Annotated in this window: 18 protein-coding genes; 6 read left to right on the forward strand and 12 right to left on the reverse strand. The window is 71.6% G+C overall.

Annotation, left to right across the window (positions count from 1 at the left end):
* The first annotated feature begins 31 nt into the window (after positions 1-31).
* Positions 32-388: a GntR family transcriptional regulator gene (locus AC07AB_RS09270; protein WP_478562665.1), complete on the forward strand. Its 357-nt coding sequence runs from the start codon at positions 32-34 to the stop codon at positions 386-388.
* Between the two features lie 22 nt (positions 389-410).
* Here AC07AB_RS09270 and AC07AB_RS09275 read toward each other — a convergent pair whose 3' ends face one another.
* Positions 411-2,234 carry a hypothetical protein gene (locus AC07AB_RS09275; protein ID WP_478562560.1) on the reverse strand — a complete coding sequence of 608 codons (1,824 nt, stop codon included), beginning with the start codon at positions 2,232-2,234 and terminating at the stop codon, positions 411-413.
* Positions 2,231-2,932 (reverse strand): ABC transporter ATP-binding protein, encoded by a 702-nt coding sequence (locus AC07AB_RS09280; RefSeq protein ID WP_478562563.1) that lies wholly within the window; start codon positions 2,930-2,932, stop codon positions 2,231-2,233. Before AC07AB_RS09280 ends, AC07AB_RS09275 begins: the two co-directional genes overlap by 4 nt.
* 326 nt (positions 2,933-3,258) lie before the next feature.
* On the opposite strand from AC07AB_RS09280, the gene AC07AB_RS09285 reads away from it, so the two are divergent.
* Positions 3,259-3,891: a hypothetical protein gene (locus AC07AB_RS09285; RefSeq protein WP_478562566.1), complete on the forward strand. Its 633-nt coding sequence runs from the start codon at positions 3,259-3,261 to the stop codon at positions 3,889-3,891.
* 22 nt (positions 3,892-3,913) lie between these two features.
* Positions 3,914-4,618 carry a YoaK family protein gene (locus AC07AB_RS09290; protein ID WP_478562569.1) on the forward strand — a complete coding sequence of 235 codons (705 nt, stop codon included), beginning with the start codon at positions 3,914-3,916 and terminating at the stop codon, positions 4,616-4,618.
* A 194-nt stretch (positions 4,619-4,812) separates the two neighbouring features.
* Here AC07AB_RS09290 and AC07AB_RS09295 read toward each other — a convergent pair whose 3' ends face one another.
* The 3 genes from AC07AB_RS09295 to AC07AB_RS09305 form a co-directional block, all read right to left on the reverse strand.
* Positions 4,813-5,430 carry a histidine phosphatase family protein gene (locus AC07AB_RS09295; protein ID WP_478562572.1) on the reverse strand — a complete coding sequence of 206 codons (618 nt, stop codon included), beginning with the start codon at positions 5,428-5,430 and terminating at the stop codon, positions 4,813-4,815.
* On the reverse strand, positions 5,423-5,827 hold the full coding sequence (gene trxA / locus AC07AB_RS09300) for a thioredoxin (protein WP_478562575.1): 405 nt from the start codon (positions 5,825-5,827) through the stop codon (positions 5,423-5,425). The genes AC07AB_RS09295 and trxA overlap by 8 nt, the downstream gene beginning before the upstream one ends.
* A gap of 488 nt (positions 5,828-6,315) precedes the next feature.
* On the reverse strand, positions 6,316-6,603 hold the full coding sequence (locus tag AC07AB_RS09305; RefSeq protein WP_478562578.1) for a hypothetical protein: 288 nt from the start codon (positions 6,601-6,603) through the stop codon (positions 6,316-6,318).
* Between the two features lie 54 nt (positions 6,604-6,657).
* Between AC07AB_RS09305 and AC07AB_RS09310 the strand changes: the two genes are divergently transcribed.
* The gene (locus AC07AB_RS09310; RefSeq protein ID WP_478562581.1) at positions 6,658-7,389 is read left to right on the forward strand and encodes a MerR family transcriptional regulator; all 732 of its coding nucleotides are present in this window, start codon (positions 6,658-6,660) and stop codon (positions 7,387-7,389) included.
* Between the two features lie 334 nt (positions 7,390-7,723).
* Here AC07AB_RS09310 and AC07AB_RS09315 read toward each other — a convergent pair whose 3' ends face one another.
* The 4 genes from AC07AB_RS09315 to AC07AB_RS09330 all read right to left on the reverse strand — a co-directional run bounded on the left by AC07AB_RS09315 (position 7,724) and on the right by AC07AB_RS09330 (position 10,113).
* Positions 7,724-7,978 (reverse strand): hypothetical protein, encoded by a 255-nt coding sequence (locus AC07AB_RS09315; protein WP_478562584.1) that lies wholly within the window; start codon positions 7,976-7,978, stop codon positions 7,724-7,726.
* Positions 7,979-8,161: 183 nt separating this feature from the next.
* Complete coding sequence (locus tag AC07AB_RS09320) at positions 8,162-8,818, reverse strand: HAD-IA family hydrolase (RefSeq protein ID WP_478562587.1); 657 nt, start codon at positions 8,816-8,818, stop codon at positions 8,162-8,164.
* A 400-nt stretch (positions 8,819-9,218) separates the two neighbouring features.
* Positions 9,219-9,584, reverse strand: a complete 366-nt coding sequence (locus tag AC07AB_RS09325; RefSeq protein ID WP_478562590.1) for a VOC family protein — start codon at positions 9,582-9,584, stop codon at positions 9,219-9,221.
* A 94-nt stretch (positions 9,585-9,678) separates the two neighbouring features.
* Positions 9,679-10,113, reverse strand: coding sequence for a MarR family winged helix-turn-helix transcriptional regulator (locus AC07AB_RS09330; protein ID WP_478562593.1), 435 nt, complete (start codon positions 10,111-10,113; stop codon positions 9,679-9,681).
* 195 nt (positions 10,114-10,308) lie between these two features.
* Here AC07AB_RS09330 and AC07AB_RS09335 point away from each other — a divergent pair, with 195 nt between their 5' ends.
* A complete protein-coding gene (locus AC07AB_RS09335) occupies positions 10,309-11,271 on the forward strand; it encodes an amidohydrolase family protein (protein ID WP_478562596.1) in 963 nt (320 codons plus the stop codon).
* 52 nt (positions 11,272-11,323) lie between these two features.
* On the opposite strand, the gene AC07AB_RS09340 is transcribed toward AC07AB_RS09335, so the two are convergent.
* Positions 11,324-12,964: an MFS transporter gene (locus tag AC07AB_RS09340; RefSeq protein WP_478562599.1), complete on the reverse strand. Its 1,641-nt coding sequence runs from the start codon at positions 12,962-12,964 to the stop codon at positions 11,324-11,326.
* Between the two features lie 264 nt (positions 12,965-13,228).
* Between AC07AB_RS09340 and AC07AB_RS09345 the strand changes: the two genes are divergently transcribed.
* Positions 13,229-13,873: a TetR/AcrR family transcriptional regulator C-terminal domain-containing protein gene (locus tag AC07AB_RS09345; protein ID WP_478562602.1), complete on the forward strand. Its 645-nt coding sequence runs from the start codon at positions 13,229-13,231 to the stop codon at positions 13,871-13,873.
* Between the two features lie 186 nt (positions 13,874-14,059).
* Here AC07AB_RS09345 and AC07AB_RS09350 read toward each other — a convergent pair whose 3' ends face one another.
* Complete coding sequence (locus AC07AB_RS09350; protein ID WP_478562605.1) at positions 14,060-14,425, reverse strand: hypothetical protein; 366 nt, start codon at positions 14,423-14,425, stop codon at positions 14,060-14,062.
* Positions 14,422-14,964: a DUF6232 family protein gene (locus AC07AB_RS09355; RefSeq protein WP_478562668.1), complete on the reverse strand. Its 543-nt coding sequence runs from the start codon at positions 14,962-14,964 to the stop codon at positions 14,422-14,424. The genes AC07AB_RS09350 and AC07AB_RS09355 overlap by 4 nt, the downstream gene beginning before the upstream one ends.
* Between the last annotated feature and the right edge of the window lie 2,075 nt (positions 14,965-17,039).

The following is a 17,039-nucleotide window of genomic DNA, read 5'->3' on the forward strand; positions in this document are numbered from 1 at the left end:
GGTCGAGTTCCGTATCGACCGGCACAGCGGCATGGCCGCCTATCTCCAGATCGTCCAACAGGTCCAGGAGGCGCTGCGCCTGGGCATTCTGATGGAGGGTGACCAGCTGCCCACCGCGGCCCGGGTCGCCCGCGACACCAAGCTGAACCCGAACACGACGCTGAAGGCGTACCGGGAGCTTGAGCACCAGGGGCTGGTGGAGCCCCGGCCCGGCGTCGGCACGTTCGTGAGCCAGGCGGCGGCGCAGCAGGCGAAGGCGAAGCCGCTCGCCGACTCGCCGCTGCGCGGCGAGCTCACCGACTGGATGCGCCGGGCGCGGGTGGCGGGGCTGGAGTGGGGCGACGTCTCCGCCCTGATCACGGCCGCGCGCGGGGAGCACTACCCCTGACCCCTTCTGGGGGCGGGGTTCCTCAGCGGCGGATCAGCTTGTTGGCCGAGCGCGCCGCGAAGAGCAGGAGTCCGGCGGTCAGCGCCGCCGCCATCCAGGCCACGTCGAGCACGCCCCGCCCGTCCAGGCCGCGGGAGAGCACGGAGTTGAGTACGAACGTCAGCCCGCCCACCGACACCAGGGGCCCGGCCGCGTACCAGGCGATGAACAGGAAGGGCCCGGCGCCGCCCGTGGGCAGGCCGCCGCCGACGAACATCAGGTCCGTACGGGCCGGGCCGCGGCAGGCGGCGAAGACGGCGGCGGCGGCGAACGGCACCGCGCACAGCGGCATCAGCAGCAGCGGCCAGCGCACCCCCGCGAGGGCGTACGGAACGGCCGCGAGCAGCCCCAGGAGGACGCCCAGCACGGCGGGCACGATCGCGTGCTGGAGCATCAGCGAGCGGAAGCGGAACGGGGACCAGGCCGCGCGCCGTACGTCGTCCGTCTCCAGCCGCGCGGTCTCGGCGAGCGCGCCGATCGCGAAGTAGCCGAAGAGCAGGCCCAGTACGAGCCCGATCACCCGCTTCTCGCCGCCGAGCTCCACGCCGAGGCCGGAGGTCGCGGCGGCGCACCCCGTCCAGGTCAGGGCCCGGCCGAGCCTGCCGGGGGTGCGCAGCAGCGCCAGCAGGTCCCGCCACAGGACCACCAGGTACTTGTTGCGGGGCGCCCGCAGGCTGACGCGCCGGGTGGGCTCGCCGCCGCCGGACTCCAGTACGGCCAGCTTGGCGGCGCGCAGCTCCAGGGACCACATCCCGGCGGAGACGGCGGAGGAGGTCGCCGCCCGGCTGCGCAGTTGGGCGGTGGGTACGTGGGCGGCCTGCCGGTGCCCGTAGCGGAGGGCGACCGCGGCGGCGGCCACGAGCAGCACGACGGCCGCGGGCCAGCCCGGCGCGGCGCCGCCGGTGGCGGCGACCAGCGGCTGGGCGGCCCAGCCCCAGGGGCCGGACCACAGCTCGACCCACTCCAGGGGAACGAGCCGATGCCCGCCGCCCGCGAGCGCGACCTGTCCGGCCAGGAGCGCGAGCAGCAGCACGGCGAGGGCCGTCATCCGGCGCACCCGGCGGGCCAGCCGGGGCCGGCCCTCGACGACCATGCCGAGGGTAACGGCGAACATCGGCAGGCAGAGCGCCGCCGGAAGGGCGGCGAGCAGAGCGCCGCCGAACGACGCCAGGTCGATGACGCGCAGCACCACGGCCGCCGCGACGGCCGCCAGCACGCCGGGGAGCAGGGCGAGCGCCGCGGAGAACCGGAACTTGGGGTTCAGTACCGCGGCGCGGCGCACCGGATGGGCCAGCACCCAGCCGACGCTCGGGCCGGGCACGACGACCGGCCCGCGCCACAGCGCGTCACGGGCGGCGAACAGGGCGAGGCCCACGGTCAGGCCGACGAACACGGCGGGCAGGGTGTGCCGCACGTCGTCGCCGACGCCGCTGTAGTCGGCGCTGACCTGGAGCTCCCGCAGGAAGCGGATGACAAAGCCGCTGCCGTAGCCGATGACGGCGAGGACGACGCAGTAGATGAGGACGGCCGTGTCGCGGCGGCGCTCGCGCTGGTGCGCGCGCCGCTTGTCCCGCAGCCAGCGGAGCGTCTCGTCGGTGCGGTCGTCGTGCTCCTCGCTCCAGACGTCCTCGTCGTCGTGCTCCTGGCCGGGCTCGTCGGCGGCGTCTTCGGCGGCTTCTTCGGCGGTGCCGTCGGTGGCGCCGTGTTCCTCCAACCGGGCGTCGGCGGCCTCGTCGCCGCGCTCCTCCGCCGGTTCGCCGGCCGCGGTCTCCGACGCGCCGTCCCGGCCCTTTCCACGCACGCTCATGAGCGCACACCGAGCTTCTTCAGGACCGCGCCCGGGGTGCCCCGGGCGATCACCGCGCCGTCCTCCAGCGCGATCATGCGGTCCGCGACCGCCTCGGCCAGGTCCGCCTGGTGGGTGGCGAGGAGCACGGCCACGCCGTCCTCCTTCTCGCCGATCAGCAGCTCGGCGAGGCGCTGCCGGGCGTCGGGGTCGAGCCGCTGCTCCGGCTCGTCGAGTACGAGCAGGTCCCGGGGGCGTACGAGAGCCGCGGCCAGCAGCAGCGACTGCATCTGGCCGGAGGACAGGGAACCGGGCAGCGCCTTGGCGTGGTCGGCCAGACGGCGGTCGGCGAGCACCTCGTCGATCCAGTCGGCGGCGTCCTCCACGGCGTGCGCGACGGTGACCAGTTCCAGGTGCTCGCGGACGGTGAGGTCCGGGTAGCAGGCGACGGTGTCGCCGACCATCGCGACCCTGGCCCGTACGACGGGGTCGTCCTCGGAGATCGTCCGGCCCGCGAACAGCGCGCTGCCGCTCGTCGGGGTGTCCCGGCCGCCGGCGATGCGCAGCAGGGTGGACTTGCCGGAGCCGTTGTGCCCGAACAGGGCCGTGCAGGTGCCCGCGGCCAGACTGAGGTCGATCGGGTGCAGCGCCTGCCGGTCGCCGTACGACCGGCTCACCTTGCGCAGCCTCAACAGCGCCGTGTCGTCCTTCGCGGCCATCGGCCCTCCGTAAGCGCGGTGAATTCTCACCAGACCATAAGTGATGCGCCGGACCGCCCCCGGAGGCGGGCTCGTCCCGGGCTCTCGGCGGCCCGGGCCCGGGAGTTCGCCGCGCGGCCGTACGGGCCCGGTGCCGGCGCTGCCGGCGGGATACGGCCACCGGGACCGCCCGGCGGGCTCGCGGGGTTCGGCCGCGCCGCCCTCCGGTCCCGTACGGCCCATGTCGCGGAGGACGGCCTGCTGCGCCGCTCACCGGCGCCGGGACGGAGATTCGGTGCTGTTCCGCCCCGGAACCGAGCGCCCCGGCGGGGCGGGTGTGCGCGACGATGGGGCGCATGAGCTCCACGCGTGACGCCGCCGCCCCGCCGCCGTTCGGTCCGCTCCAGTTCCAGCTCGTACTGCTGCGCCGGATGGCCGACCACCAGCCGGGCCTGGTCGAGGACGCGCTGCGCGAACTGGGCGTGCGGCGGCCGGAGATGCGCGAGGCCAACCGGCGCTGGCAGGCCATGCTGCACTCGTCCCGGCGGCGCGGCGCGCGATCCCGCTACCGCTCGGTACTGGGTCCGCCCGAGTCGGTGGCCGGACGCCGCGTCGGCGACCTGACCTGCGAGGCGCTGACGTGGCCGGTGCCGCTCTGGCCGGACCTGCGGTTCGAGGTGCTGACCGCGCCGGGCGGCGGGGTGTGGAACGAGTGGCTGGTCCGCGCCCCGGGCGCCGCGGGCCCCGGCCTCCGTACGGCGGAGGACCTGCGCCCGTGGACGTGCACGGTCGACGAGGTGGCGCGGGCGTTCGCACCGGCCCGGCCCATGGAGGGCACGGCCCCGACCCGCTGGCAGCTGGCGTTCACGGCGCCGGACGCGGCGGGGACGCGGCGGCCGTACGTCGCGGAGTTCACCTGGGGGCTGCTGCAACGGGTGATGGCAGGGGCGCAGGGCGGTCCCGGGGCCTCCCCCGCGTGAGCGCGAAACACGTGAGCGACACATGAGCGCGAAACCGGCGGCGGGGGCCGCGGACCGGCTGCCCGCCGTCATGCTGGCGCTGACCGTCGTCAGCGGCTTCCTGGACGCCGTGAGCTATCTCGGCCTGGGCCGGGTCTTCACCGCGAACATGACCGGCAATGTGGTCGTCCTCGGCTTCGCCGCGGCCGGTGCCCCCGGCTTCTCGGCGTACGCGTCGCTGGTATCGGTCGCGGGCTTCCTGCTCGGGGCGGTGCTGGCCGGCCGGTTCGCGGTGGCGATGGCCGAGCACCCGACGCACACCTGGTTCGGCGGCGCGCTCACCGCCGAGGCCGCGCTGACCGGCACGGCGGCGGTCGTCGCGGCCACCACGACCGGGACCGGCCGCAGATACGCGGTGGTCGTCGTCCTCGCGGTAGCCATGGGCATCCGCAACTCCACGGTCCGCCGGATGGCCGTGCCGGACATGACCACGACGGTGCTGACCATGACGCTCACGGGCCTGGCCGCCGACTCGTCACTGGCGGGCGGCACGGACCCGAGGGCGGGCCGCCGCGTCGGATCGGTGCTGGGAATGGCGCTGGGCGCGTTCGCCGGGGCGTGGTTCGTACTGCACCACGGCATTCACTGGCCGCTGGCGATCTCGGCCGTCTGTGTGACGTCGGTGGCGCTGACGTACGGATTTCTGGGGCGGCGGGCGAGGCGGCGTGGGGACGGTGCCGCCGAGTGACCGCGGGGCCGCCGCCTGTACGTACGCGCTCCTGGGCGACCGGGGTGAGGCGGCCGGGGGGCGAGGAGGGGCGGCCGGGGCGGGGCGGCCGGGAGGCGAGGAGGGGCGGCCGGGGCGGGGCGACCGGGGTGAGGCGGCCGGGGCGGGGCGGCGCACGGGCTGTGAGAGCCCGTGTGCGGCGCCCCGCCTCCGGCTCATCCGGGGAGCAGCTCCGCGGAGACGTTCCAGGCCACGATCGCCGGGCGGTCGTGCTCGGTGCCGATGCGGCTGATCGTTCCGGTGTCGAGCCGGAACAGCGCGCCGTCGGCGGCCGGCAGGCCGAGCCGGCGCGCGGTCAGCACCCGCAGGAAGTGCGAGTGCGCCACGAGCACCACGTCCCCCGGCCCGTCGCCGCCGTCCCGCAGCAGCGGTTCGATCCCCGCCAGCACGCGGTCCGCGCGCGCCCCCACCTGCTCGGGCGACTCGCCCGGATGCTCGGCGGGGCCGGGCGCGACGCCGTCGTGCCACAGGTCCCAGTCGGGCCGGGTGCGGTGGATGTCGGCGGTGGAGATGCCCTCGTACGCGCCGTAGTCCCACTCGTGCAGGTCCGGTTCGACCTTGAGGTCGCCGAGCCCGGCGAGCTCGGCGGTCCGCTGCGCCCGCCCCAGCGGGCTCACCAGCGCCCGTACCACCGTCAGCCCCGCGAGGAGCGGCCGCAGGGCGGCCGCCTGCTCCTCGCCGCGAGCCGTCAGCGGCAGGTCCGTCCAGCTGGTGTGCTGACCCGACCGGCTCCACTCGGTCTCGCCGTGCCGGATCAGCAGCAGGTCAGCCACGGTCGACCTGTTCCTGCCCGCCTTCCTGCTGCGCCTGCGCCTGCTGCTCGGCCACGGACGCGCGTACCTCGTCCATGTCCAGCCCGCGGGCCTGACCGATGACGTCCTCAAGGGCGGCCTCGGGCAGCGCGCCCGGCTGCGCGAAGACGGCGATGTTGTCGCGCACGATCATCAGCGTGGGGATCGACTGGATCTCGAAGGCGGCGGCCAGCTCGGGCTGCGCCTCCGTGTCGACCTTGGCGAAGACCAGGTCCTCGTGGCGCTCGGCGGCGCTCTCGTACACCGGGGCGAACTGCTTGCAGGGGCCGCACCACTCGGCCCAGAAGTCGATCAGTACGAAACCGTTCCCGGAGACGATCTCGTCGAAGTTGTCCTTGGTGAGCTCAACCGTGCTCATGCTTGCCTCTCAGCTCGCGGATGCGGTCCGGATCCCCAGCCGGGAAACCAGCGATTCCCCCACCGTATTCCGAAGCCCCGGCCCCTCGTCCACCGCAGCCCACCAGGTACGGTGCCCTCTCACACGTACGCGCCGCGCGCACGTCGGGGGCGGGAGACCGCCCTCCTGAGGCGGATGGAACGGACCCGGATCCCGCCGGGGCACGGTCCGGCGGCCGACTCGGAACGGGCTCCTTCCCGGACCGGCCCCGGCCCCTTCGCCGCCCCGTACGAGCGCGGCATCATCCGACTCATCCGCCACGAGAACCACCGCCTCGACGGGCTCCCCCGCGCAGCCCGCGGGGGCGCGGTCGGGCCATGCGGATGAACGCGAGGTCTGTTCGGCTCAAGCGGTGCCGAGCGGGCCGGGCACGAACGCGATCACCCCGGCCATGAGCGGAACTCGATGGCCGCGGCCGAGAGCGCGGCTGCGGCGGCCGGTCGGGGGCCTCACTCCCGCTGACCGCCGGCAGGCGCTTCCAGCAGCCGGTCCAGCTCGCCCCCGGCACTTTCGTACCCGGCGTCGGAGATCCGTTGCAGTTCGCGCAGGTCGCCGGTCGCGACCGCACGCCGAGTGAGCAGGAATCCGGCGTGCATGGACCCTTCGTCCAATAGATCGCGCAACTCCCCGAGGTCACCCGACGCGTCGGCGAGGTCGGCCAGCCGGTCCAAGGCGGTCTCGTTGCCCGCGTCGGCCAGCTCGCGCAGGGTCTTCCGATCGAAGTTCGTGGTCGCCATGAAGCCATGCTGCACCCCTGCCCCAGGGGGAGGGTCAAGTGGGACGATGACCAGGTGATCACCATCGGCCAGTTGGCCAGGTACGTCGGAGTGTCGATCAAAACCATCCGCGTCTATCACGACAAAGGTCTGCTCCCTGAGCCCAGCCGCGATGCGTCCGGCTACCGTCGGTACGGCGCGGACGAAGCCATCGACCTGATCAAGATCCGGACGCTCGCCGAAGCCGGCGTCCCACTGGCCCGTATCCGGTACCTGAGATCAGCGGACGACGAGGAGTTCCAGCAGGCGCTGCGCGAGATCGACGACGAGCTCACCGACCGCATCCGCGACCTGCGAGCAACGCAGAGGCACCTGCGCCGTCTCGCCACCGGGCAGCCGGCACCGCTGCCCACCGAGGTCGGTGCCCATCTGGAGCACCTGTCCCGCTGGGGATTCACCCCTCGCTGGATCGACCTGCAACGCGACCTGTGGATCCTCGTGTTCGCCACCAGCCCGGACGGCGCGATCACCCTGTTTCACGACCAGGCCGAGACCCTGGCCGACCCGGCGCTACGACAGCTCTTCCTCGACTACGACCATGCGCACGGCCTCGACGCCGACGATCCCCGAATCGACGACCTCGCCCGCCGCATCACAGACGCGAACCGGAAACGCTATGGCCCCGGCGAACCGCCCACGCTGGACACGGCCTCCGAGATCCCCACTCTCATCCAGGGCGCGGTGAACGGCTCATCACCAGCATGGCGGCGACTCGACACGCTCATTCGCGCACAACTGGACGCGTGAGGCGACGTGTATGGGCGCACGGCCCCGGCTGTGTTCGGAAATCAGTCAGCGCAGACCGAGAACCACAGGGCAAGTGGTCCTTCACTGACGTAGAGGAGCAGACGGGCGTCTCGTCGGATGTGTGGATCCACTGGTACACCCACGATGAATCCGCTGGTACACCCACGATGAAGACGCCCCGCGGTGCCATCCGCGCAGACCACTGTGTGGGTCAGGGAGACCCTCTGAGGCGGACATCCCGGGTGCGGAACGGACGGTTCTCGCACCCGGAATGTCGTCTGAACCGCCGATACGGCGTCGGCCGTCGGTGACGGCCCGCCCCCGGCGGTCGCCGCTACCAGGCGCCCCCGTCGTCCTGCTGGTTCTGCTCCGTCCACCAGCCGTCCTGGCAGACGCGGCCCTCGGGGTCGGTGTCGCCCTCGGCGTACTCCCCCGAACCGGTGGTCTCGCCGTTCGGGCCGCTGCCCCAGCTGGTGTAGTAGTAGCGGCAGCCGGCGGCCTCGGGGGCGGCCTGCGCCACTGGGACGACGGACAGGGCGGCACCGGCCGCACAGACCGCCACCAGGACGGCACGCGTGAACGCTCGCATGCGATCACCTTCCACTTGTGGGGCGCGCGGTGCGCGCCCCGGAAGTGATCACTTTGGCGGGCCGGACGCCGGGGCGGCGCGCTTGCGCGAGTGTCGCGCCGAATGCCACCTGAACGGTTAACGCGCCCTTCGCCGCCGTTGACGGCGGTCGCGTCCCCGGCGTCAACTCGCCGCCCCTGGACGCTATTCGACCGCTGAGCTCCATTCGGCCGGCGCGCTGCTGAGGAGCCTCTCGATCTCGGCGACCGTACCGGCCGGGTCGGCGCCGAGGACGACGGCCATGCCGAGATCCTGGGCGGGCAGCAGGTTGCGGGCGGAGTCGTCCACGAACACGCACGCTCCGGCAGGGAGGCCCAGCAGCCCCAGCACGATCGGGTACAGCTCCGGGTCGGGCTTGCGGAGTTGGTAGTCGCCGGAGAGCACCACCGCGTCGTACTCCGTGTCGAGGCCGTACCCCGCGTAGGGGTCGTACGGCGTCCGGCCGAGGCTGTTGGAGAGGACGCCCACCCGCACGCCCGCGCTCCGGGCGGCCCGCACGGCGTCGGCGATGAGGGGTTCGGGGCGCAGGTCGGCGAGGACACGGCCCAGGAGGCCGGTCCCGGCGACGCCCAGCAGAGGCCCGGTGCACTCGTTCCACTCGGCCTGTTCGATCGCGCCGCACTCCAGGTCGGTGAAGAGCGCCCGGCCCACCGGGTCCGCCGAGATCACCCGAGTGAAGGCGTCCGGGGCCAGGCCCTCGCGCAGGCAGAAGGCGCGGGCGCACTCGGCGACGGAGGTGGTCAGCACTCCGCCGAAGTCGAGGATCAGGCCACGGGGTTCCAGTTCCAGGGAATCGGGCATGTGCGGCTCCTCGGGGACGGCCGGGCGGGCGTGTTCGCGCCGCTACGGAAAGCAATCACGGTAGTGGCCGGGCCCGCCCCGGTCAGCGAGTTCCGCCGATTCCCCCACGCGACCCGGCGCCGCGCCCGGTCGCGGGGAAGACGGATGAGGTGCGCGAGACGGAGGGCACCGCACGCGCCCCTCCGGCGAGCCCGCGACCGGGCGCGGGGAAGACGGGCAAAGACGGGGCGACGGTGACCGCGAAAGTACTGCTGGACGCGGGCAGCCGGGAGAGGCCGCCCGTGACCGCGTGAACCGGACCGGCATCGGCAGGCTCAACCGCGGCGGGGAGCGTGAAAGGGGTTGCGGGAAGCTCCGCGACGGGGCTCCCCGCACCTCCTGCCGCATTACGGAGTGGCTGTCACCCGGAGGACATGACCTCGTAGAGGTTGCGTGCGTCGTCGACGAAGTACAGCCCGCGCGGGCACAGCGGGTGGTCGATCCGGCCGTTGTCGGGCTCGTTGGGGTCGCTGCCGTACGGCACCCCGGCGGCGCGGAGCCGGGCGAGTATCCCGTCGAAGGCCGACGGGTCGACGTCGAACGCCAGGTGGTGGCCGACGGGGTTCTCGACGTGCGTGAAGTCCAGCGTCAGTGAGTCATTGACCCGCACCGGGGCGAAATGCCGGTCCGGGCCGCCGTAGTCCAGGCCCATGACGGAGGCGAAGAAACGCGCCGCCGCCTCGTGGTCGACGGCCGGGACGATGGTGTGGTTCAGCGTGATGGGCATGGTTCCCTTTCGGCTCTCGGCTTCGGCTCTCGACCGGCAGGGACAGAGCGCCGCGCGGGAAGACGCCGACGACGGCGCGGCCGGTTCCCGCCGGTCAGTCGTCCCCGTCGGCGATCAGGCCGGTCAACCGGCGCAGCTGTTGCGCGAGTTGAGCGCGTTCGTCTGGCGGGAACCGGGCGAGGCGGGCCTGGCGTTCGCGGAGCCGGGCGCGTACGGCCGCGAGCTGATCGGCACCCGCTTCGGTGAGGCTGACCAGGACTCGGCGCTCATCGGCGGGCGAGCGCCTACGGGCCACACTGCCCTTGCCCTCCAGCTGCTGGAGCATCCGGGTGGCGGTGGGGACGCTGACGTCCGCCGCGGCGGCCAACCGCCCCACCGGCAGCTCCCGTTCGGTCGCCAGTGGGTTGAGCAAGGCCAGCTGGGCGAGGGTCAGGCCGGAGCCCTCCTGGCCGGCGGCCGAGCGGGCGCGGCGCATCGCGTAGAAGAGCGCGTCGGCGGCCTGCGCCAGCTCTTCCACTCCTGAGTCCACCCCTGACTCCACTCCCGAGTCCGGGCCGGGGGCCGGACGGTGATCCGGACCGTGATCCGGGCCGTGATCCGGGCCGGGGGCCGGCGCCTCAGACGCGTCCAGGCCCCGGTCTCGCTCTCCATTGCTTCTTTCCTCCACGGTTGTTAGCTTACTAAATGAAGTCGTTAGCAAGCTAATCTTTAGGAAGGCAGGCAAATGAGCTCTCCGCGACGCGTCGACGTCCACCAGCACATCGTTCCGCCGGTATGGGCCAAGGCCCTGAGCGACCTCGGCCTGGACTCCGGCGGCTGGGCGATCCCGGCCTGGAGCGCGGCCGACACGATCGCGATGATGGACGAGCAGGGCATCGCCACCGGCGTCCTGTCGGTCACGGCGCCCGGCGTCCACCTCAACGGCGACCGCCCCCTCCCCCAAGCGCGCTCCCTGGCCCGCGCCGTCAACGAGTACGGCGCCGAAATGGCCAAGGACCACCCCGCCCGCATCGGCTCCTTCGCCTCCATCCCCCTCCCGGACGTCGACGCCGCCCTGGAGGAAACCGCGTACGCGCTGGACACCCTGGGCGCCGACGGCGTGGTGCTGATGTCCAACACCGGCGGCCGCTACCTCGGCGACGCCGCATACGAGCCGCTGTGGGCGGAACTCGACCGGCGCGCGGCGGTCGTGTTCGTCCACCCGGCGCAGCCCCCGATGCCCCTGCTGCCCGGCACCCCGGCGCCGCTGGCCGACTTCGTCTTCGACACCACCCGCACCGCCTTGAACATGGCGCTCAACGGCGTACTCTCCCGGCACCGGCAGGTGAAGGTGATCCTGTCGCACGGCGGCGGCTTCCTGCCCTACGCGGCCTACCGCTTCTCCGGCCTGACCTCCACCGCGCTCGACACCGGCCGCACGGCCGAGGACGTCATCCGCGACCTCAAGCGGTTCTACTTCGACACCGCGCTGGCGGCGAGCCCCAGTTCGCTCCCCTCCTTGCTGGCGTTCGCCGAGCCGGGCCACGTCCTGTACGGCAGTGACTGGCCCTTCGCCCCGCAGGAGGCGATCACCTACTACGACCGCTTCCTGGAGGACTACCCCGGCTTCGCCCCGGGCCAGGCCGAAGCGATCGACCGCGGCAACGCCGAAGCCCTCTTCCCCCGCCTCGCCCAGCCGAAAGCCTGAGCCGACCGTCCGGCCGGGAGCCGCATGGCACCCCGGCCGGGGCCGGCCGCGATCAGCTCCGATCAGCGGGAACGCGCCTCCGGGCCGACGCTTCAGAGGCAGCCCCAGGGTCGGAACCGGAGCCCCCGGATACCTCGGAGGCCCCAGAGACCCCAGAGGCCCCGGACGCCTCGGAGGCCCCGGACGCCGAGGCCGAAGCGACGATCCCGCCCTGCCGGGACGTACGCATGACCAGGGTGATGAGCAGGCCGGCCGCGCTCACCCCGGCGGCGACGAGCGCGGCCGTGTGCATCGAGCTCAGGAACGCCGGTCCGGCGGCCTTCATCGCCGCGGGGTCGCCCGTGGCCAGCGCCGAGGCGAGCGAGTCCGACGCCGTACGGCGGACACCGTCCGGGGAGCCGGCGAGCCGGTCGTACACGAGACCCGAGTACCGCGACCACAGAACCGATCCGAGCACCGCGACGCCGAGCGCGCTGCCGAGCTGGCGCAACGTGTTCAGCAGCGCCGACCCGGCGCCCGCGCGCTCGGTGGGCACCGAGGAGGAGGCCAGTGTCATGCCGGGCGCGAGGACGAGCGCGAAGCCGAGCTGCAGTATGAACGCGTCCGCCACGAACCAGCCGACGCTCGTACGGGCCCCCAAACCGACCACGCAGACGAACCCGGCGGTCATGAGCGCGATCCCGGCGGCGATCGTCGCGCGCGCTCCGAACCGTTCGGTCGCCACGCGCGACAGCGGCGCTCCGACCACCAGCCCCACCGACAGCGGAATGAGCAGCAGCCCGGTCTGCAACGGCGAGTAGCCGCGCAGGATCTGCAGATAGAACGTGATGAAGTACAGGTAGCCGAAGACGACGAACGAGCCGAGCGTCAGCGCCACCGCGGCGATGGTGAACGAGGCGTGCTTGAAGAGGCCGACGTCCACGAGCGGTTCGCGGTGCCGCGCCTCGACCAGGACGAGAACGGCCAGCACGGCCACGCCGATCACCGCGGGCAGCCAGGTGCCGACGTAGGTCCAGCCCTTGTCGGTGGCGTGCACCACCCCGAACACGAGCAGACCGATGCCGCCCAGGGATCCGGCGACGGGCATCATGCGCAGTTCCCCGGCCCCGCTCGCCGGAATCGTGGGGACCCACGCCAACGTGGCCGCGAGGGCGACGAGGGTGACCAGGGCGACAAGTTCCAGCACGGAACCCCACCACATGCCCGAGCTCAGCAGCGCGCCGCCGAGCAGGGGGCCGAGCGAGATGGACAGCCCGGAGGCGGCCGCCCACGAGGCGATGGCCTGGGCGCGCTTCTCCGCCGGGAAGACCCGCAGGATCACCGCGAGCGTGGTGGGCATGATCATGGCGGCGGCCACGCCCATGAGGGCGCGGACGACGATGATCGCGACGGGTGAGTCGAGGAACCCGGCCACCGCGGTCGTGACGGCGAAGGCCACCGTCCCCCAGACCAGCAGCCGCCGCAGGCCGAACCGGTCGCCCGCACTGCCTCCCACCAGCAGGAAGCCGGCGAAGGTGAGGGTGTAGGAGTTCAGGAACCACTGCTGTTCGGTATTGCCGGCCCCGAGCTCGCGCTGCATCGTCGGAAGCGCCACATTGAGAATGGTGCTCCCCAGCAGCACGGCCGAGACCGCCAGCGTGAGCGCGAACAGGGCCAGACCGGGCCGGACGGTACGGCCCCTCGTACCGGTCATCGGACGAGCTCCCGCCCTCTGTCGGACCGGGCGACGCGGTCGGCCGGTGCCGATATCCGGCCGGCCGCACTCGGGCTGCCGAAGACGCCTTCCGGCTCGATGTGATGGGTCATGACTGGTGCCTTTCGAACTGTGGGTGGCGGGGGTCGCGGACGGCCGCGGCGGCATTCCCGACCCCAGCCGCATCAGCCCTCGCGGGCAGTCGCCCTCACCCTGCTTCTCTATCACTGACCAAGAAGGTCATGCCGCAGGTATACTTGTTCAGTGACCAAGAAGCAAACCGCCGACCGCGCCAAGGTCGGGATCACCCTCGATGACGTGGTCGGCGCGGCGTTCGACGTACTGGCCAGAGGCGGCCTCGCCAAGCTCTCCACCCGCGCGATCGCGGGCGAGCTGGGGGTCAGCATGAACACCGTCATGTGGCACATCCGCACCAAGGACCGGCTCCTGGACGAGATGGCCGAGGCCCTCCTCGGGGAGGTCGACCTGGAGAACCTGCCCGAGAGGTGGGACGACCAGGTGACCGAGCTGCTGGAACGGCTGCGGCAGGCGATGCTCGGACACCGCGACGGCGCCTCCCTCGTCGCGGGCACCTTCCCCGTGGCCTCCCGGACCGTGGCCTTCACCGACCGCATGGTGGGCGCCCTCCGGCGGGGCTGCCCCACCCCCAGGACGGCCGCGTGGACGGCCTGGAACGTCTTCTACTTCACCCTCGGCCTCGTCCAGGAAGAACAGGCCGCGCTCACCCAGGACCGCGAGCAGCTGCGCGAGTTCGCGGACGAGGAGCGCTTCCCGGGGCTGGCACCGGCGCTGGACGACTTCATGTCCGTAGACTTCGGAGCCCGTTTCCGGTTCGGGATCGAACAGATCATCCGCTCCGCCGCGACGACGGCAGCCCCCGAAGACTGATGCCCGCACCCACGCCCCCAGCATGGACGGGCACGCACCAGCCCCTTGCGATACGCGGCGGCACGCCGACTACGGCTCTGCCAGGCGCCGAACAAGCACCTGCGGCGCGGTCGCCCAGCTTCACGCCGCTCGCCGCCATCTATCGGATGTCGGAACCCAGCCGCACAAGAACGGTACCGCGAATGCTCATCGCACACCCAGGAGTTCAAGAACCTTGTTGACGGCCTCGACGATCGGTACGCCGAGTGCGCCGACCGTCGCGGCGATACCCGCGACGGCGTACAGCGCTCGATGCCGTTCCTGCTCCGGGACGTTCGCCTCGGCGCGGAGCGCGGGCAGAGAGTCATCGATGGCGGAGACGCTGGCCTGCGACACCCGGGAACGCAACTCCTGCACCAGGAAGATGAGTTCGCGAAGCGCCTCCTGCGCGGCCGGAGTCATCTCCTGGGCCGGGACGACACGCTTGTCGATGCCGACGTTGCCCGAGCCGCCGCGCATGGTGACGTGGTCGCCGCTGCCGAAGTAATAGTGCTGCTCTCCGCCGCTCCTCAACTCGCCACCCCCACGTTGCCCGCGCCACCGTACATGTTGACGTTATCCCCGAAATAGTAATGCTTGGGGTTGAATGCGACGGTATTCACTTGCACCTCGAACTCGGCCGCGGGGTTCTCGATCGCATGGGCGATCTGGTGGGCGAGCCGCCGCAGTTGGTCGGAGTCATGGCTGGTCACCACGGCTGCGGAAGGGCCGGCCGTTTCGACGGACAGGACGAAGTACACAGGCGCGTTGAGCACCTTCAGCATGTCCAGCAGAGAGTAGACCAGCCCCGCGATCGCGGCGATCAGGACAAGAGCGGTGGCTCCGGAGGAACCGCCGCTGCCGCCGCTGTTCGAATCGATCGCCGCGGCCAACAGGCTCAGGAAGAGCGTCGCCACCCCGAGCATCAGCAGCCGCTTCACGAAGAGCGAAACGGCTTCCTTGCGCCGGGGGTGGATCACGAGTGTGTGCACCCGCGCGATGTTGTGCAGGGGGTAGTAAGCATCACCGACCCAGAGCAGCCGCTTACTGACCCGCAGGCCGACCCCGATCATCGGCTGCACCGATGACGCCGGTGGCACGTCAGGGTGCGGATCAGCGGCCCGCGGCGGTCCGGATGGCGGTTGCGGCGGGGCAGCCGGAGGTGGTGGAACCCCTGCCTCGGCTTGAGCCCCTATCGGCGAACCCCACTGCTGCTCCGCCGGTCCTGTTGACGTCACGCGAGTCCCCCTCGGCAGACCTCACTGCATAAGATCCGTTCACTTCGCGGCGGTGAGTCCCAGTCCCATGCACCTCACCGCGTCACACTGCTGCAAGCGATTTCACTCTCAGAAGTGTTACCACAGACTGGTGTTGCCGCTCTCTCGGATTCAGCATTTCGACATCCTGAGCAAGGAAGCGAAGTAGCAGATCCGGCAAGTTCTCGATCAGGTTCCCGAGGTTGCTGCTTACTGGCGGCGGGCGCGCCAGACGGTCCGGAGCCCAACCGACGGGTCTCGGTTCTGAAGCCGGAGATCGAGTCCTCCGTATCGTGCCGAATTCCCGTCGGCTCGGCACGGAGGACTCGACCAGCCAGGGGTACAGGGGCGTGTGTACGGTGCCCGGACATGTCCGCCCCGCAGCGATCTGCGCAACCGTCAGCGTCTCGTCCGCCCACCGCTGCCGAAGGCGTGCGACGCGCTCGGTCCTCGCTTCTCCGCACAGGTTCGCCGTCGTCCTGTGGATCCGATGGAGCACGTCCTGCTGCGAGGCGGCACCCGACTCCAGCCGGATCAGCACCGAAACCGGCCCGAACGTGATCGCCCCCCTTGACCGCGGGTCAGCGGGCGCGCCGGCCCCGAAGGAACACCCGCCGGCCCACAGCCGCGGGCACCGCACATCCCTGGCCCGGCATCCGCAACCCGAAAGAGACGGAACAGCATCACCGAGGAACCAGGCGTTCAGATGTTCGGTACACGTGGGCCCCTTACCGGAGGAGCCGCGGGGCCGCTCTTGGCGCTCCCACGAGCGCGCCACCACACAGGCCCAAGCCACAGCCGTTCGTGGCTCGGCTTCGACACGAAGGGCTCACGTTCCCGCGCCCCGAGAGGCGCCCGCTGCGCGCATAACACCCAGGAAAAAAGCGTTTCCCCAGGTCAGAACATTTCTGCACCACGAAGAAGCGGTGGGGCGGGTGGGACTCGAACCCATTCAAGTGACGCCTCTCACCTGCGGAGACACCGAAGGAACGGACATACCCACCTGTTTCCATGCGGCTGCATCCTCCTGGGTCCTGCTCGAGCGGGAGTGGTTAGGCGTTCACCACACGGCCCGTCCCCTCCCCAGGGAACCGGAAACCACCAGGGGACACCCCCACGACTGCGTCAGTCAGTCCATAGGAACACCGTGGCTCCACGATGAGGCTTAGCGGGTGACAACACACGAGTACGCCCCGTTGCTTCGGTTACGGTCCGTAGCGAATGAGCTCACTACGGACCGTCACTGCCCTGGGGTAGGCCCATATTCGGCCTGCCCCAACTGCCCCCTCGCCTGCGTGACAGCTCAGAGCAGACAGATTCGCCGACACGACGGATGACTTCCGCTGGTGCAGCGCAAACACCACGAGGATCACCCCAGAGCTGCCGTACAGATGGAAGTTCGTTTGAGGTACTGGGCGAGCTCCGCAGGCGTGACGCAGACTCGGCACGCGGACTCGCGGACGACCGGGGGCGTGAACGTGCAGCACCTGCGAATCCACCTCAAGCCCCGCAGGAGCGGGGAACACGCAAATACCAGAGATCCCCAGGGATCACCCCCGCAGACGCGGGGACCGCACCACGCACGCCAATCCATCGCCGAGCGGCCTAGACCCTTCGGACAACTATGGCCTGGAGCAGCTCTCTTCAGAATGAGAGGATGTCCGCCCCCTGCCCGCTTCGCAAGTCCCCAAGGTCGTTCTTAGGCTGCGCTCTGGGCACCGCAGTAATCAAGAGTTCCCCTCATGGGCCGTAGAGTTTGAAGACAGGTGCCCTAAATGTCGGTTCACGTGCTAGAGATCATTAATGGTTGGGGTTACGGGGGTTCGAGGTCCAAGCCGGTCTTGGCGAGGTAGCCCTCGACGAGGCCGGGATGGTGCTGCATTCGCTTGAGG

Source organism: Streptomyces sp. NPDC044033 (assembly GCF_056434425.1).

Excerpts from the sequence above, each read along its gene's own strand:
- AC07AB_RS09270 (WP_478562665.1), top strand. The coding sequence starts at position 32 with ATGGCCGCCTATCTCCAGATCGTCCAACAGGTCCAGGAGGCGCTGCGC.
- AC07AB_RS09275 (WP_478562560.1), bottom strand. The coding sequence starts at position 2,234 with ATGAGCGTGCGTGGAAAGGGCCGGGACGGCGCGTCGGAGACCGCGGCC.
- AC07AB_RS09280 (WP_478562563.1), bottom strand. The coding sequence starts at position 2,932 with ATGGCCGCGAAGGACGACACGGCGCTGTTGAGGCTGCGCAAGGTGAGC.
- AC07AB_RS09285 (WP_478562566.1), top strand. The coding sequence starts at position 3,259 with ATGGGGCGCATGAGCTCCACGCGTGACGCCGCCGCCCCGCCGCCGTTC.
- AC07AB_RS09290 (WP_478562569.1), top strand. The coding sequence starts at position 3,914 with ATGAGCGCGAAACCGGCGGCGGGGGCCGCGGACCGGCTGCCCGCCGTC.
- trxA (WP_478562575.1), bottom strand. The coding sequence starts at position 5,827 with ATGAGCACGGTTGAGCTCACCAAGGACAACTTCGACGAGATCGTCTCC.
- AC07AB_RS09305 (WP_478562578.1), bottom strand. The coding sequence starts at position 6,603 with ATGGCGACCACGAACTTCGATCGGAAGACCCTGCGCGAGCTGGCCGAC.
- AC07AB_RS09315 (WP_478562584.1), bottom strand. The coding sequence starts at position 7,978 with ATGCGAGCGTTCACGCGTGCCGTCCTGGTGGCGGTCTGTGCGGCCGGT.
- AC07AB_RS09320 (WP_478562587.1), bottom strand. The coding sequence starts at position 8,818 with ATGCCCGATTCCCTGGAACTGGAACCCCGTGGCCTGATCCTCGACTTC.
- AC07AB_RS09325 (WP_478562590.1), bottom strand. The coding sequence starts at position 9,584 with ATGCCCATCACGCTGAACCACACCATCGTCCCGGCCGTCGACCACGAG.
- AC07AB_RS09335 (WP_478562596.1), top strand. The coding sequence starts at position 10,309 with ATGAGCTCTCCGCGACGCGTCGACGTCCACCAGCACATCGTTCCGCCG.
- AC07AB_RS09340 (WP_478562599.1), bottom strand. The coding sequence starts at position 12,964 with ATGACCGGTACGAGGGGCCGTACCGTCCGGCCCGGTCTGGCCCTGTTC.
- AC07AB_RS09355 (WP_478562668.1), bottom strand. The coding sequence starts at position 14,964 with ATGATCGGGGTCGGCCTGCGGGTCAGTAAGCGGCTGCTCTGGGTCGGT.